This is a genomic window from Acinetobacter sp. YH12137 (assembly GCF_013418535.1).
In the GTDB taxonomy this organism is placed as follows: domain Bacteria; phylum Pseudomonadota; class Gammaproteobacteria; order Pseudomonadales; family Moraxellaceae; genus Acinetobacter.
Genome location: NZ_VPBW01000003.1, coordinates 76061 through 91174 on the forward strand (window position 1 = coordinate 76061; position 15114 = coordinate 91174).

Genomic DNA, 15114 nt, shown 5'->3' on the forward strand with positions numbered 1-15114 from the left:
ATTACCGGTCAGTATATCCTTTAGATATACATATTGTTAGATGAGTTATTGTATCTCTATAAAATTATAGGCCGGCACAGATTGGTGAGTTTGTTTTTATTGGGGATAAAAAAATAATAGGAATTGTATTGTGCGCAGGTTATATCGTAAGCCAAATAAGGGGTTAATAGGAGTCGATATTAGTTCGACTTCTGTTAAAGTTTTAGAGCTCTCTGTAAAGAACGGTCGGTACTGGGTAGAAAGTTATGCTTTAGTCCCATTACCAGAAAGTAGTGTCGTTGAAAAAAATATTTTAAATCCAGAAGCGGTGGGTGATGCGTTGGGGCGTGCGATTAATTTGGCCAATACCCAGTCCAGTCAGTCAGCCTTTGCGATTCCAACTTCTATGGTCATCACCAAGATCATCGAAATGGATGCCGATATGTCGGATGATGAACGTGAAGTTCAGATTCGTGAAGATGCCGAACAATATATTCCTTTCCCACTTGATGAAGCCAGTCTGGACTTTGAAGTTCTGCCAGACCGTTTAACCAATCCGAACCGGGTTAATGTCCTGTTGGTAGCGACCCGAATCGAAAATGTTGAAGCGCGTTCTGAAGTACTGCAAATTGCCAATCTCAATCCAAAAATTGCAGATGTCGAAAGTTTTGCATTAGAAAATGCATTCAAGGTGTTTTCGGATACCTTGCCGATGGGGGTAAATACTGTCGGGATCCTGGATATTGGTCATAGTATGACGACCTTATCCGTCATGCAGAATAACAAGATCATTTATACTCGTGAGCAGGTTTTTGGTGGTAAGCAGCTGACTCAGGAAATCCAGAACCGTTATGGATTGTCTTTTGAGGAAGCAGGGCGTGCTAAAAAAACCCGTGCCTTACCGGATGATTATGACATCGAAGTGCTGGAGCCTTTCCTAGATGCAGTCGTGCAGCAGGCAGCGCGTTCATTACAGTTCTTCTTCTCTTCATCTCAGTTTAACGAGATTGACCATATTTTATTGGCAGGGGGGAATGCCAATATTCCAGGTCTGGCAAAACTATTACAGCAAAAACTCGGCTACCGGGTCACGATTGCCAATCCATTCCTGCAAATGGGCTTTTCTCCTCAAATTGATATTAAAAAAATTGAAAATGACGCGTCCTCACTCATGGTTGCATGTGGTTTGGCATTGAGGAGTTTTGATTAATGGCAAAGATTAACTTACTCCCTTGGCGCGATGAGCTAAGAATTAAAAGAAATAATGAATTTGTAGCGATTTGCGCAGGGGCACTTTTTCTAGGATTGGCAGCAGCAGGTTCAACCTGGTTCTATTACGATCAAAAACTTCAGGATCAGGAACAGGCCAATCAGCTGGTGGTCAGTACTAACCAGAATCTGGATGTACAGCTGAAAGCATTGGATGGTTTACAAGACCAGCGTAATGCAATTGTTGAACGTATGAAGCTGATTCAGGGTTTACAGACTCAACGGCCGATCGCAGTTCACCTGATTGATGAAATTGTACGGGTCACACCAAGCAATATGTATATTACCAAATTCCAGCGTACCGGCGATAAATTCACCATTGAAGGTAAGGCGGAAAGTCCAAATACAGTGGCTGAATTGCTACGTAATCTGGAAGCTTCTACTTGGTATCGTAATGCATTTATGAATGCTTTCCTGGTTGCTGAAGAGCCAAAAGATAAAGCGCCATCCTCGGTGATTCCACGAGTGGAAGAATCTTATGGTAGCTTTACGGTCACAGTTGATCTGGATCAAATTGCTGAGCCAACACTTAAAGAAGGACAAACACCAGCCACAACTACAGCGGAGGCATCATCATGAGTAATGACGGATTCGATGAATTAAGCCAAGACGTAGTGGCTGTTCCTAGAAAAAAAATGACAGTTGAAAAATTCTTTCAACAATTCAATACACTAGATCCAAATAATTATGGTAGCTGGCCATTATCAGTCAAAATTACCTGCTGGATCTTTATTGTTATTCTGGTTTTTATGCTGGGGTATTTCGGGTTTATTCGCGGCAAGATAGAAGCAATTTCACAAGCCAGTGCTCAAGAACAAAACCTGTTAAATGAATTCCGGGAAAAGGAATCCAAGCTGCGTAATTTACAGCAGTATCAGATTCAGTTGCAGGAGATGGAAGCACGTTTTAATCAGCAATTGGAACAATTGCCGAAAGAAACTGAAATTCCAGGTCTGGTGGAAGATATTAACCTGAGTGGAGTGAACTCTGGACTGAAATTTAAGAATATTCGTCTTGAACCTGAAATCAAGCAGGAATTCTTTATTGAACAGCCAATCGCGATTGAAGCCACTGGGGATTATCATGCCTTTGGTTCTTTTGTGAGCAGTATTGCAGGGCTTTCGCGCATCGTTACACTGCATGACTTCATCATTACAGGAACTGAAAATAAAGAAAAGAAATCTGAAATTCCTGTCATTGATTATGTGGTAAAAGCAAAAACCTATCGGTATGTAGGTAATGCAGATGCTTCATCTACTCCGGCTACAACTGATATGCAGGGAGCTCAGTAATGAATATCATTAAAATTACTTCAGCTTTAACGCTCGGATTTTTATTGGTGGGCTGCGAATCAAGAATTGATGCAGTCAATCAGGAAATGGCCAATATTCGCAATCAACCGCCATTACCGATTGAGCCGGCACCAGATTTTATTCCGACAGAAATGTTTAATTATGCAGCTCATCAGCTGAAAAGTCCTTTTCTGCCGAGCTCTTTAGCGGCTGAATTGAAAATTATGGCAGGTAAGCGAGTTTATCCGAACTTGTCACGCCAATTACAGCCTTTAGAGAGTTATCCACTAGAGACCTTAAGCATGAAAGGCAGTATGCGGAATCAGGCGGGGCAGATTCTGGCTCTAATTCAAACGCCTGATGGGGAAATTGAACGGATACAACGTGGCAGCTATATGGGACTTAATCATGGTCGTGTAACGAGAATTACGCCGACACAGATTGACTTGATTGAGATTATTCCAGATGGCCGTGAGGGATATGTGGAACGACCACGAAGTCTGGTTTTGATTGGGCCAGCGCCATAAGTTTTAAGGAATAAAAATGAATAAGAGTATTAAAGAATTTATTTTTGGGGATGCTAATACAATGAATCATGTGTTTCGTCAGTTTTCTATGGGGGCTGTCGCGATTGCTGTGATGCAAGCAGCGAGTGCGCAAGTTTCAATGACCAATGTAGTGCCAATGCAAATTCCTGGACAGGGAACTGAAATCCGAGTGATGTTTAATGGCTTGCCACCTCAGCCTCAAGCTTATCAGCTTGAATCTCCATCACGCCTGATTCTGGATTTTAATGAGGCCCAACAAAATCTAAAACAGTCTAGTATTCCAGTCGCAACTGCTGAAGCCAGTTCAGTGGATGTTAGCTCAGATGCACAGCGTTCTCGACTGACGGTGAATCTCGCTAATGCAGGTGCATTTACGACGCGTGTGGAAGGCAATACCTTTATTTTAAAAATTAATTCTGCTACTCCAGTCGCTATTGCTCAGCCTGTACAACAACAGGTCGCTCAGGGGATTACCAATATTGGTTTCCAGCGGGGTGCACAAGGTGAAGGGTTGGTGGTAATTGATCTGGCAGGTCAGAACACACCAGTCGATGTACAGCAGCAGGGAACTAAAGTGATTGTGCGGACTCTGGGCTCCAAGATTCCGACACATTTGACCCGTCGCTTAAATGTGAATGATTTTGCTACACCAGTTTCGAGTGTAGACGCAGTCAATCAGAATGGCTCAGGTGTAATTACTATTCAATCTGCGGAAAGCTATGAATATATGGCTTTTCAAACTGATAATAAGCTGACGATTAGTTTGAAGCGGCCAGAAGTTAAAGGGCCCTTACGTCCTAAATCAGTCGCTTATACAGGTAAGAAAATTTCCCTCGATTTCCAAGATATTGAAGTCCGTCGAGTTCTACAGTTATTAGCCGATTTTACCGATATCAATATGGTTGCTGCAGATAGCGTACAAGGTAATATTACTTTGCGCCTCAAAGAAGTGCCTTGGGATCAGGCTTTAGATATTGTGTTAAAAACTAAAAATCTGGATAAACGCCGTAATGGTAATGTGATCTGGATTGCACCGGTGGCAGAACTAATTAAGGCCGAAGAAGAAGAAGCGAAAGCACTAGCACAAAGTGTCAAGCTTGCACCAATTCAAACTGAATATATGCAGCTCAGTTATGCAAAAGCAGCAGATATTGAAAAACTGATTACTCAAAATAAGAGTGCATCAGGATCAGGGAGCTCGAATAGCACAAGTAACGGTGATGATAGAGAAAGTTTACTAAGTTCACGTGGTTCTATCTCTATTGATGCTCGTACCAATACCATTATTGTGAATGATACCCAGCCTTTCATTGATAAAATTCGTAATATGGTTGATCTGCTTGATGTCCAAGTGAAGCAGGTCATGGTTGAGGCGCGTATCGTTCGTGCAACCACTGACTTTACCAAAGAAATGGGAGTGAAGTGGGGAATCCTATCTCAAGGGATTACCAATAATAATCACCTTCTTGTTGGTGGTAGTGATACGACTCTTTGGGATTTGAGGGAGCCTGAGTTTGATAGTGAGAGAGGGGGATGGAGTTATGAAATTCAAAGACCAGATAACCTGAATGTGGATTTAGGTGTCACTAGTCAAGGTGCAAGCCGTATTGCTTTTGGCTTAATTAGCCTTTCTGATTTTATGCTGGATCTTGAACTTTCTGCGCTACAGGCAGATGGTTATGGTGAAGTGATTTCTACGCCAAAAGTGCTCACTGCTGACAAACAAAAAGCAACCGTTGCCTCCGGTTCGCAAATTCCATATCAGTCTGCAGAAGGTGGTGGTGCTAATGCAGTGTCGACTACATCATTTATTGATGCAACTTTAAGTTTAGATGTAACACCAAGTATTACTCCAGATGGTAAGGTGCAGATGGAATTGAATATTACCAGTGACTCACCAGGAAACCCGACCCCAACTGGACAGTTAACCATTAATAAAAATCAGATTAACACTAATGTACTGGTTGATAATGGTGAAACAGTAGTACTTGGTGGTATTTTTGAGCAAGAAACTCGAAATGCACAAACTAAAGTTCCTTTCTTGGGCGATCTACCTTATTTAGGCCGTTTGTTCCGTAAAGATGTAAAAGCGGACAACAAACGTGAGTTACTGATTTTTGTTACACCTCGAATTGTTAATGACAGTGTTTCAAGAAATCATTAATATATTTTGAATTTAACAAAATGAATAGGTGACTCCTTGCCAAGCAAAGAGTTTGAAACCCTGCCAAATATCTATTTGGTAGGGCCGATGGGGGCCGGTAAAACAACAGTAGGACGACATTTAGCAGAACTGTTAGGACGAGAATTTCTGGACAGCGATCATGAAATTGAGCGGAAAACAGGAGCTACAATTCCCTGGATCTTCGAAAAAGAGGGTGAAAAGGGTTTTCGCCATCGTGAAACTGTTGTCATTGATGAGTTAACCTCACGTCCACAGCTGGTACTTGCGACTGGTGGTGGTGCAATTACTCAGGCTCCTAATCGGGATTATTTAAAGCAGCGAGGCATCGTTGTTTATCTTTACACTCCAGTTGAAATTCAGCTTCAGCGAACCTATCGCGACAAAAACCGTCCCTTGTTACAAGTCGAAAATCCTGAACAGAAACTCAAAGATTTGCTTGCAGTGCGGGACCCGTTATACCGGGAAGTCGCACATTACATCATTGAGACCAATCAGGGAGCTGCACGAGATCTGGCGCAGCGTATTCTGAATCTCATCCTTCCGAAAAAATAAGTTCAGTTGAAAAAGTGGTTATCCCCTCATGAAAACCTTATATGTCGAACTCGGTGAACGTCGTTACCCCATTTTTATTGGCAGTAACTTGAATCCTCAGGAATTGCTTGAGCCTTATATTCATGGCAAACAGGTGATGGTTGTCAGTAATGATACGGTGGCACCACTCTATCTGGATCGCTATAAGGCTGCATTGGAAAATTTGGGTAAAACTGTGGCGACCTGTATTTTGCCGGATGGTGAGAAATACAAAAATATTGAGCATCTAAACCTAATTTTTGATGCATTGCTTGAGGCGGGTTTTAACCGCGATTGTACAGTTCTGGCACTCGGTGGTGGTGTTATTGGAGATATGGCCGGCTTTGCTTCTGCCTGTTTCCAGCGTGGAGTATATTTTATTCAGGTGCCAACGACGTTGCTGTCTCAAGTAGATTCCAGTGTTGGGGGTAAAACCGGCATTAATCATCCACTGGGTAAAAACATGATTGGTGCTTTCCAGCAGCCACAAGTGGTGCTGGCAGATATGTCGCAGCTATCTACGCTGCCAGATCGTGAGCTATCTGCCGGTTTGGCTGAAGTGATTAAATATGCCTTACTCGGAGATGAAGATTTTCTGGTCTGGTTAGAAGCCAATATGGAAGGTCTTATTGCTCGTGATGAGCAATTGCTGGCCGAAGCGGTTTATCGTTCTTGTGCGCATAAAGCTCGTATTGTAGCCAATGATGAAAAAGAGCAGGGTGAGCGTGCTTTACTTAATCTCGGTCATACTTTTGGTCATGCGATCGAGTCTTATCTGGGTTATGGTGAATGGCTGCACGGAGAAGCGGTAGCAACCGGTATGGTGATGGCAGCAGATTTATCCCATCGCATGGGCTGGATTTCATTAGAAGACCTTGAGCGTACAAAAAAAATCATTTCTCGTGCGCAATTACCTATTGTTTGTCCTAAAATCCCACTTGACGATTTCTTGGCTTATATGGCTCACGACAAGAAAGTTTTAAATGGGCAGCTTCGTCTTGTATTATTGCAGCAACTTGGAAAAGCGGTCATTACTCGAGACTTTGATGTCGAGTTGATGCAACAGGCGATTTTAGCTCATCAGGCATAGGTTTAAATTTTTATGACAGCATTACGTACCCCTTGGCAAAAGATTCAGCATTATTTCTGGCTGGTCTGTGGCGTATGCTGTCTATTTGCTGCCTTGGTTTTTTGGGCTATTACCGATACAGATGAAGTGGTAGAAGTAGAGAAGAAGCCGGAAACGGAAGTTGAATTACAGATTCAACCAGAAAAAGTGGCCTCAATGACCCATCTTGGTGCACTTTCTGATGAGGTTAAGCCTCTTGCTCTCAATACTCGGATTGTTGTCAATGTTAGTCATGAGCCTGAATTCCGCGGAACCAAATATATTGGTGAAGTAAAGAAACAGCATGCGATTGAGCTATTTCGTGTAGGTAATGAAGCCATTCTAAAAACCTTCCTGAAAAAGCAGCAGGATCGTAAGCCTTTTGTTTATTTAAGGCTTTCGGGTGAGAACCAGCCTGAACAATATGTATTGTTATATGGTCTGTATAAAACCGCAGCAGAAGCTCAACAGGCTTTATCAGTGCTCAATCTGAATCTGCCTAAATCCGTCCAGCCTAAAGTTGTGGCCATGCAACAATATGCCAGTCTAGTCAACAGTATGGGTTCGGAAGAACTGGCAAGTAATCAAAAACTTTATGAAATTCAGTTGAAAAATGTACCTTTACCGAAAGTCGATGAATCCGTACAGATCAGACCGAAAGCTCAACCTTCAGCACCTGTGGTCACCCCTAAAGAAAGCACCACGAGTACCACGATTGTTCGACGTGATCAGGAAGGTAATGTAGTAGATGTACAGAAATCTCAAAGTCATGTCGAAGGAAGTCCGCGCTCATCAAATGGCAATTCTCGACCTCAAGAAAACGAGATTAGTGATCCATTTAACTAGGCCGGTCTAAAATAGCGCACGGACACTTTATCTTTATTATAAATGTGCGCTTTTGGTGCAAAAAATACGCACCATAAATAATCATAATTTTCCTTTTGTAGGCTAAATCTTTGTCATTTGTGTTGTTTTGATTTTTGCTCCTTAAGTTGGCATGAAATTTGCTTTATTGGTGCATGAATTGAATTAATCTCCCTGTTTTGGCGCGAAAATGATTCGATGAATAGGCGTAATTGTCATCTTTGTTGCTTATTTTTATCTTATCCATCAGCAAAATGAATGTTATTTTTCATGCATTCCGTCTGAAAAAGGATTATGTTGAAAAGATACTCAATGATATTTTGCTCTATAAAGCTGCTTAGCTTGCGGAGTAAATCAGACAGTCACGCACAGCAGAATTTAGATTGTTTAATAGCCTATCGGGCTTAGTGAAAAGAAGGGTACGCTATGCACATGCCATCGCCTAATAATGTAGCTCCCGCTCAAGGTTTATACCAACCGGATGAGTTTAAAGATAACTGTGGTTTCGGTTTGATCGCCCATATGCAGGGTGATGCCAGTCATGATCTGGTCAAGACCGCAATTCATAGTCTAAGTTGTATGACCCACCGTGGCGGTATTGCTGCTGATGGCAAGACCGGTGATGGTTGTGGTCTATTGCTGGCAATGCCTAAAGAATTCTTCCGTGAAGAGGCCAAACGCTTAAGTGACATTACCTTAAGTGAGATTTTTGCTGTGGGTACAGTATTCCTGAATCTGGATCCAGCATTAGCCGCACATGCAAAACAAGTCCTGACGAAAGAAATTGAAGAAGAAGGCTGTCGCGTTATCGCATGGCGTGTTGTACCGACGAATAATGATGCGCTCGGTGAGATTGCAATGCAGTCTCTGCCAGCTTTTGAACAGGTGATTGTTAACTGCTCAATCGGTGTGACTGAAGTTGAATTCAACCGTAAATTGTTCCTTGCGCGTCGTCGTGCTGAACAGCAGTTAACCAGTGATCCATATTTCTATGTGACGACCTTATGCTCAACTGTAATCAGCTATAAAGGTCTGATGATGCCAGCAGCTATTGCTGACTTCTATACTGACCTGGCTGATGAGCGTCTGGCATCACATATCGTGGTCTTCCATCAACGTTTCTCTACCAATACATTGCCACGCTGGCCACTAGCTCAGCCATTCCGTTACCTGGCGCACAATGGTGAGATCAACACTATTACGGCTAACCGTAACTGGGCAATGGCGCGTACGCCTAAATTTGAAAACCCGTTACTGCCAGGTCTGACTGAGCTGAATCCAATCGTAAACCGTACTGGTTCAGATTCATCTAGTCTGGATAACATGCTGGAAATCCTCGTGGGTGGTGGTATGGATCTGTTCCGTGCGCTACGTATGCTGGTTCCACCTGCTTGGCAGAACGTTGAAACTTTAGATGCTGACTTACGTGCATTCTATGAGTTCAACTCTAAACATATGGAAGCATGGGATGGCCCTGCTGGTTTAGTTATCCAAGACGGTCGTCATGCGATCTGTATGCTGGATCGTAACGGCTTGCGTCCGGCACGTTGGGTCATCACTAAAAATGGCTACATCACACTGGCTTCAGAAATCGGTGTATGGGGTTATGAACCTGAAGATGTCATTTCTAAAGGACGTGTGGGTCCTGGCCAAATGCTGGTGATCGATACTTATACCGGTAAAGTATTAGATACTCAGGATGTGAATAATCACCTGAAACGTATGCGTCCGTACCGTGAATGGTTACGTGAAAATGCTGTACGTCTACAAGGTAGCCCTGAGCTGGAAGAATATCTATGTGAGCGAGGCTTGAAAGGTGACAACCTGAAAGCGGCACAGAAAATGTTCATGGTGACTTTCGAGGAACGTGACCAGTTACTGCGTCCAATCGCTGAAAGCGGTCAGGAAGCTGTGGGTTCTATGGGTGATGATACCCCGATGGCGGTTCTGTCACGTCAGGTACGTCATGTATCAGACTATTTCCGTCAGCAGTTCGCTCAGGTAACGAATCCGCCAATCGATCCATTACGTGAATCGATTGTAATGTCACTAGAAACCTGTTTAGGTCGTGAACAAAACGTTTTCGAACAGGGTCCAGAACATGCAGACCGTCTGATTATTTCAAGTCCGGTCTTGTCTAATTCAAAAATGCATCAGATCCGTACGCTAGGTCGTACAGGTTATGAGATTGCGGATATTGATCTGAACTATGCTGAAACTGAAGGCTTAGAAGCTGCAATTGCTCGTATTTGTGAAGAATCAGCGCAAGCGATTCGTGACGGCAAAACTTTATTGGTACTTTCAGACAAGAAAATCCGTGAAGGTTACTTGCCAGCCAATGCTGTGATGGTCACTGGTGCAGTACATCATCATCTGATCAATACTGGTCTGCGTACTGATGCGAACCTGATTGTTGAAACCGGTTTTGCACGTGATCCACATCAATTTGCCGTTCTGCTTGGCTTTGGTGCGACAGCAATTTATCCATACTTAGCATATGACGTGATCAATGATCTGGTTGCTAAAGGTGAATTGCTGGGTGATCCAGTATATGCCCAAAACAATTTCCGTAAGGGGATTGAAAAAGGCCTGCTGAAAGTCCTGTCTAAGATGGGTATTTCAACTGTGGCTTCTTACCGTGGCGGTCAGCTGTTTGAAGCAGTCGGTTTATCCAATGAAGTTGTGAATAAATGCTTCGTAGGTGTTCCGAGCCGTATTCAGGGTGCAACTTTTGCTGATCTTGAGAATGACCAGAAACAACTGGCAGATTTGGCATGGAAAAACCGTAAGCCAATCGATCAGGGCGGTATGCTGAAATTCGTCTTCGGCAAGGAATACCATGCGTTTAACCCGGACGTGATTAACTCACTGCATAAAGCAGTACGTTCTGGTAATTATGCTGACTTTAAAGAATATGCAGAACTGGTAAATAACCGTCCGATTGCAACCATCCGTGATTTATTCAAGCTGAAAACTGACAACTCAATTCCAGTGGATCAGGTTGAGTCTGTAGAAGATATCCTGCCTCGTTTTGACTCCGCGGGTATGTCTTTGGGTGCACTATCTCCTGAAGCACATGAAGCGATTGCGATTGCTATGAACACTATCGGTGGTCGTTCTAACTCTGGTGAGGGCGGTGAAGATCCAGCGCGTTATGGCACCATCCGTAACTCGAAAATCAAACAGATTGCATCCGGACGTTTTGGTGTAACTCCAGCGTACTTAACATCAGCAGAAGTACTGCAAATTAAGGTAGCTCAAGGTGCAAAACCAGGTGAAGGTGGTCAGTTGCCAGGTGGTAAAGTGAATGGCTTGATTGCCCGTTTACGTTATTCAGTTCCGGGTGTTACTCTGATTTCACCACCACCACATCATGATATCTATTCAATCGAAGATTTATCTCAGTTGATCTTTGACTTGAAACAGGTCAATCCGCAAGCGATGGTATCGGTGAAACTGGTATCTGAACCGGGTGTGGGTACGATTGCAGCAGGTGTGGCAAAAGCTTATGCCGATTTCATTACCATTTCTGGTTATGACGGTGGTACAGCAGCATCTCCATTATCCTCGATTCACCATGCGGGTTCTCCATGGGAATTAGGTTTAAGTGAAGCGCATCAAGCACTTCGTGTAAACGACTTACGTGGCAAAGTACGCGTTCAAACTGATGGTGGTTTAAAAACTGGTCTTGACGTCGTAAAAGCCGCAATCTTGGGTGCAGAAAGCTTCGGCTTCGGTTCAACACCAATGATTGCCTTAGGTTGTAAATACCTGCGTATTTGTCACTTGAATAACTGTGCGACCGGTGTTGCAACTCAGCAGGATCATCTGCGCCAAGAGCACTACATCGGCGAACCTCAAATGCTGATCAATTTCTTCACTTTCATTGCTGAAGAAACTCGCGAATGGTTGGCGGCACTTGGCGTATCTAGCCTGAAAGACCTGATTGGTCGTACCGACTTGCTGGAAATCCTGCCAGGTGAAACTGACAAACATGCTCACCTTGACCTGAGCAAACTGCTAGAGTCACATCCAGCAGCAGAAGGTAAAGCACAGTACTGTGAAGTACAAGGTAATGAACCATTCGATAAAGGTATTCTGGCTGAGAAAATGGTAGAAGAAATTCTGCCAGCGATCGAAGCAGGTACAGGTGGTGAATACAGCTTCACAGTAGGTAACTGTGACCGTTCGATTGGTGCACGTCTGTCAGGTGAAATTGCCAAACGTTATGGCAACCTGAGTATGGAAGCACATCCAGTTAAAGTAAATCTGACTGGTACAGCGGGTCAGTCACTCGGTGTCTGGAATGCCGGTGGTCTGCATCTGAAACTGGAAGGTGATGCGAACGACTACGTGGGTAAAGGTATGGCAGGTGGTCGTATCTCGATCTTCCCACCGAAAGGTTCGCCATTCCAGACTCAAAATACTGCGATCATTGGTAATACCTGTCTGTATGGTGCGACTGGTGGTAAATTGTTTGCTGCGGGTACTGCGGGTGAACGTTTTGCAGTTCGTAACTCTGGTGCCTTTGCTGTGATTGAGGGTGCAGGCGATCACTGCTGTGAATATATGACTGGCGGTATTGTGACTGTCCTAGGTAAAGTAGGTCATAACTTCGGTGCAGGTATGACCGGTGGTTTTGCTTATGTATTGGACCTGGACAATGATTTTGTAGATCATTACAACCATGAGTTGATTGAACTGAACCGTATCTCAACTGAAGCGATGGAAGAACATCAGACCTTTTTGCTTCGCATTTTAGATGAACATATTGCAGAAACAGGTAGTGCTTGGGCGTACAAGATCCGCCATGAGTTTGATTTCTATAGTCGTAAGTTCTGGCTGGTAAAACCAAAAGCAGCTAACTTATTGACCTTGTTGAAAACAACTCAAGCTGATCCACAATAATTCCACTACTGCAGATATAGGCAGACCTAAGGTAATGCGAATTAAGCTTTGGGTCTACCCACGGAGAGAGAGATGGCAGAGCGCCTAAATAATGACTTTCAATTCCTGGATGTCGCACGCCAAGATCCAGAGAAAAAAGAGATTGACGTCCGCAAAGCAGAATTTGTGGAAATTTATAAACCTTTCACAACAGAAGTGGCTGCAAATCAGTCACATCGTTGTCTAGGTTGTGGTAACCCGTACTGTGAATGGAAATGTCCGGTTCATAACTACATCCCAAACTGGTTGAAGTTACTTGCAGAAGGCCGTATTTTCCAGGCAGCAGAACTGTGTCACCAGACCAATACTTTGCCAGAAGTTTGTGGTCGTGTTTGTCCTCAAGACCGCCTGTGTGAAGGTGCTTGTACCCTCAATGATGGTTTTGGTGCAGTCACCATTGGTAATGCTGAAAAATATATCAATGACACCGCTTTCGCTTTAGGCTGGCGTCCAGACATGTCTCATGTGAAATGGACTGATAAAAAAGTGGCTATTATTGGGGCAGGTCCTGCCGGTCTAGGTTGTGCTGATATTCTGGTACGTAATGGTGTGAAGCCAGTTGTATTTGATAAACGTCCTGAAATTGGTGGTCTGCTGACTTTCGGTATTCCAGAATTCAAGATGGAAAAAGACGTGATGAAACGACGTCGTGAAATTTTCACAGGCATGGGTGTTGAATTCCGTCTGAATACTGAAATTGGTACCGATGTCACTATCGACCAGTTACTCGCTGACTATGATGCTGTCTTTATGGGTATGGGAACATACACTTATATGAAAGGTGGCTTTGCTGGTGAAGATCTGGATGGTGTATATGATGCACTGGATTTCCTGATTGCTAACGTGAACCGTTGCCAGGGGTGGGAAAAAGATCCATCCGAATACATCAGCGTTGAAGGCAAAAAAGTGATTGTCTTGGGTGGTGGTGATACTGCGATGGACTGTAACCGTACTTCAATCCGTCAAGGTGCTGAGTCAGTGGTTTGTGCTTATCGTCGTGATGAAGCGAATATGCCGGGTTCACGTCGTGAAGTAAAAAATGCGCGTGAAGAAGGTGTGGAATTCCAGTTCAACCGTCAACCTATCGAAATCGTGGGTGAAAATGGTAAAGTGACTGGCGTAAAAGTGGTAACGACTCAACTGGGTCAACCAGACAGCCGTGGCCGCCGTAGTCCGGAACCAATTCCAGGTTCAGAAGAAATTCTGCCTGCAGATGCGGTATTGCTGGCATTTGGTTTCCGTACCAGCCCAGCAGACTGGTTTACTGATGTAGAAATCAATCTGGATGGTTCTGGTCGCGTACTTGCAGCTGAACAACAGCAATACAAATTCCAGACTTCAAATCCAAAAATCTTTGCTGGTGGCGACATGGTCCGTGGTTCTGACCTGGTGGTGACTGCGATCTGGGAAGGTCGTCAGGCTGCAGAAGGTATTCTCGATTATCTTGATATTTAATCTAATTTAATCATCTATTTAAAAAAACCCGCTACGGCGGGTTTTTTTATTTTTCTTTGTTTTGAATATTTGGTTAGCTTAATCCTATGAGCTTATAAAATATGAATTTGAACTTATAGATATATCCAATATTAATTCGTAGCTCTGAAGCAGAACAGAAGAAATAAAAACGATAAAAGTAAAAAATTATAAAAATTAACAAAAAATGAGAAAAATATGTTTAAAATCAAATTAATTAAATAAATATCAATAAAGAATTGAGGATAAAAGATGATCCCTGTATTAAAAAAATCTTTCATTGCTCTGATGTTAGCCAGTACCCTGACGCTTACAGGTTGTGGCTATAACACCTTACAAGTCAAGGATGAGGCAGTAACTGCGGCATGGTCTGAAGTGCAGAACCAGTATCAGCGCCGTGCTGACTTGGTGCCGAATCTGGTGAATGTGGTAAAAGGCTATGCAGCGCATGAAGAGCAGGTATTGACTGAGGTGACTCAGGCACGCGCCAATGTGGCAGGTTTGAAAGTTGATCGTGAAGTGCTGGAAGATCCTGAATTGTTCCAGCGTTATCAGGAGGCACAGGCACAAATGACCAGTGCCTTGTCACGTCTACTGGCAGTAACTGAAAATTATCCTGATCTGAAAGCCAACGAGCAGTTCCGCGATCTGCAGGTACAACTTGAAGGTACTGAAAACCGTATTGCAGTAGCACGTAACCGCTATATTACCACTGTACAAGATTTCAACTCTTATGCACGTCAGTTCCCGCAGGTGATGACGGCTAAAGTGATTGGAATGGATACCAAGCCAAACTTTAGTGCAGAGCAGAGTGCGCAACAGGCACCTAAGGTTTCATTTGACTAAGCTTGATCTTGGGTAATCTGCTAATAAGGTGGC

The 15114-nt window shown here is 43.5% G+C and carries 11 protein-coding genes; all 11 read left to right on the top strand.

What is annotated here, in order from left to right; genetic code table 11:
• The first annotated feature begins 130 nt into the window (after positions 1 to 130).
• Positions 131 to 1189 (top strand): pilus assembly protein PilM, encoded by a 1059-nt coding sequence (locus tag FTU72_RS02565; protein WP_004787132.1) that lies wholly within the window; start codon positions 131 to 133, stop codon positions 1187 to 1189.
• A complete protein-coding gene (locus FTU72_RS02570) occupies positions 1189 to 1827 on the top strand; it encodes a PilN domain-containing protein (RefSeq protein ID WP_005233586.1) in 639 nt (212 codons plus the stop codon). Before FTU72_RS02565 ends, FTU72_RS02570 begins: the two co-directional genes overlap by 1 nt.
• Positions 1824 to 2540 carry a type 4a pilus biogenesis protein PilO gene (locus FTU72_RS02575; protein WP_180002740.1) on the top strand — a complete coding sequence of 239 codons (717 nt, stop codon included), beginning with the start codon at positions 1824 to 1826 and terminating at the stop codon, positions 2538 to 2540. The genes FTU72_RS02570 and FTU72_RS02575 overlap by 4 nt, the downstream gene beginning before the upstream one ends.
• Positions 2540 to 3067 (top strand): pilus assembly protein PilP, encoded by a 528-nt coding sequence (locus tag FTU72_RS02580; protein WP_034169727.1) that lies wholly within the window; start codon positions 2540 to 2542, stop codon positions 3065 to 3067. The genes FTU72_RS02575 and FTU72_RS02580 overlap by 1 nt, the downstream gene beginning before the upstream one ends.
• A gap of 61 nt (positions 3068 to 3128) precedes the next feature.
• The gene (gene pilQ / locus FTU72_RS02585) at positions 3129 to 5252 is read left to right on the top strand and encodes a type IV pilus secretin PilQ family protein (RefSeq protein ID WP_180052418.1); all 2124 of its coding nucleotides are present in this window, start codon (positions 3129 to 3131) and stop codon (positions 5250 to 5252) included.
• 36 nt (positions 5253 to 5288) lie between these two features.
• Complete coding sequence (aroK, locus tag FTU72_RS02590) at positions 5289 to 5825, top strand: shikimate kinase AroK (RefSeq protein WP_180031266.1); 537 nt, start codon at positions 5289 to 5291, stop codon at positions 5823 to 5825.
• A 28-nt stretch (positions 5826 to 5853) separates the two neighbouring features.
• A complete protein-coding gene (gene aroB, locus FTU72_RS02595) occupies positions 5854 to 6933 on the top strand; it encodes a 3-dehydroquinate synthase (RefSeq protein WP_180052417.1) in 1080 nt (359 codons plus the stop codon).
• Positions 6934 to 6945: 12 nt separating this feature from the next.
• Positions 6946 to 7797 (top strand): hypothetical protein, encoded by an 852-nt coding sequence (locus tag FTU72_RS02600; RefSeq protein ID WP_179992175.1) that lies wholly within the window; start codon positions 6946 to 6948, stop codon positions 7795 to 7797.
• Between the two features lie 450 nt (positions 7798 to 8247).
• Entirely contained in the window at positions 8248 to 12723 is a 4476-nt protein-coding gene (gltB, locus tag FTU72_RS02605) for a glutamate synthase large subunit (protein WP_180052434.1), read from the top strand.
• 72 nt (positions 12724 to 12795) lie between these two features.
• Entirely contained in the window at positions 12796 to 14217 is a 1422-nt protein-coding gene (locus FTU72_RS02610) for an FAD-dependent oxidoreductase (protein WP_180025542.1), read from the top strand.
• Between the two features lie 270 nt (positions 14218 to 14487).
• Positions 14488 to 15081 carry a LemA family protein gene (locus tag FTU72_RS02615; RefSeq protein WP_004787108.1) on the top strand — a complete coding sequence of 198 codons (594 nt, stop codon included), beginning with the start codon at positions 14488 to 14490 and terminating at the stop codon, positions 15079 to 15081.
• Positions 15082 to 15114: the final 33 nt, after the last annotated feature.

Bases quoted from the DNA above. Each gene is read 5' to 3' on its own strand.
- FTU72_RS02570 (WP_005233586.1), top strand. From the start codon at position 1,189: ATGGCAAAGATTAACTTACTCCCTTGGCGCGATGAGCTAAGAATTAAA.
- FTU72_RS02575 (WP_180002740.1), top strand. From the start codon at position 1,824: ATGAGTAATGACGGATTCGATGAATTAAGCCAAGACGTAGTGGCTGTT.
- FTU72_RS02580 (WP_034169727.1), top strand. From the start codon at position 2,540: ATGAATATCATTAAAATTACTTCAGCTTTAACGCTCGGATTTTTATTG.
- pilQ (WP_180052418.1), top strand. From the start codon at position 3,129: ATGAATCATGTGTTTCGTCAGTTTTCTATGGGGGCTGTCGCGATTGCT.
- aroB (WP_180052417.1), top strand. From the start codon at position 5,854: ATGAAAACCTTATATGTCGAACTCGGTGAACGTCGTTACCCCATTTTT.
- FTU72_RS02600 (WP_179992175.1), top strand. From the start codon at position 6,946: ATGACAGCATTACGTACCCCTTGGCAAAAGATTCAGCATTATTTCTGG.
- gltB (WP_180052434.1), top strand. From the start codon at position 8,248: ATGCCATCGCCTAATAATGTAGCTCCCGCTCAAGGTTTATACCAACCG.
- FTU72_RS02610 (WP_180025542.1), top strand. From the start codon at position 12,796: ATGGCAGAGCGCCTAAATAATGACTTTCAATTCCTGGATGTCGCACGC.
- FTU72_RS02615 (WP_004787108.1), top strand. From the start codon at position 14,488: ATGATCCCTGTATTAAAAAAATCTTTCATTGCTCTGATGTTAGCCAGT.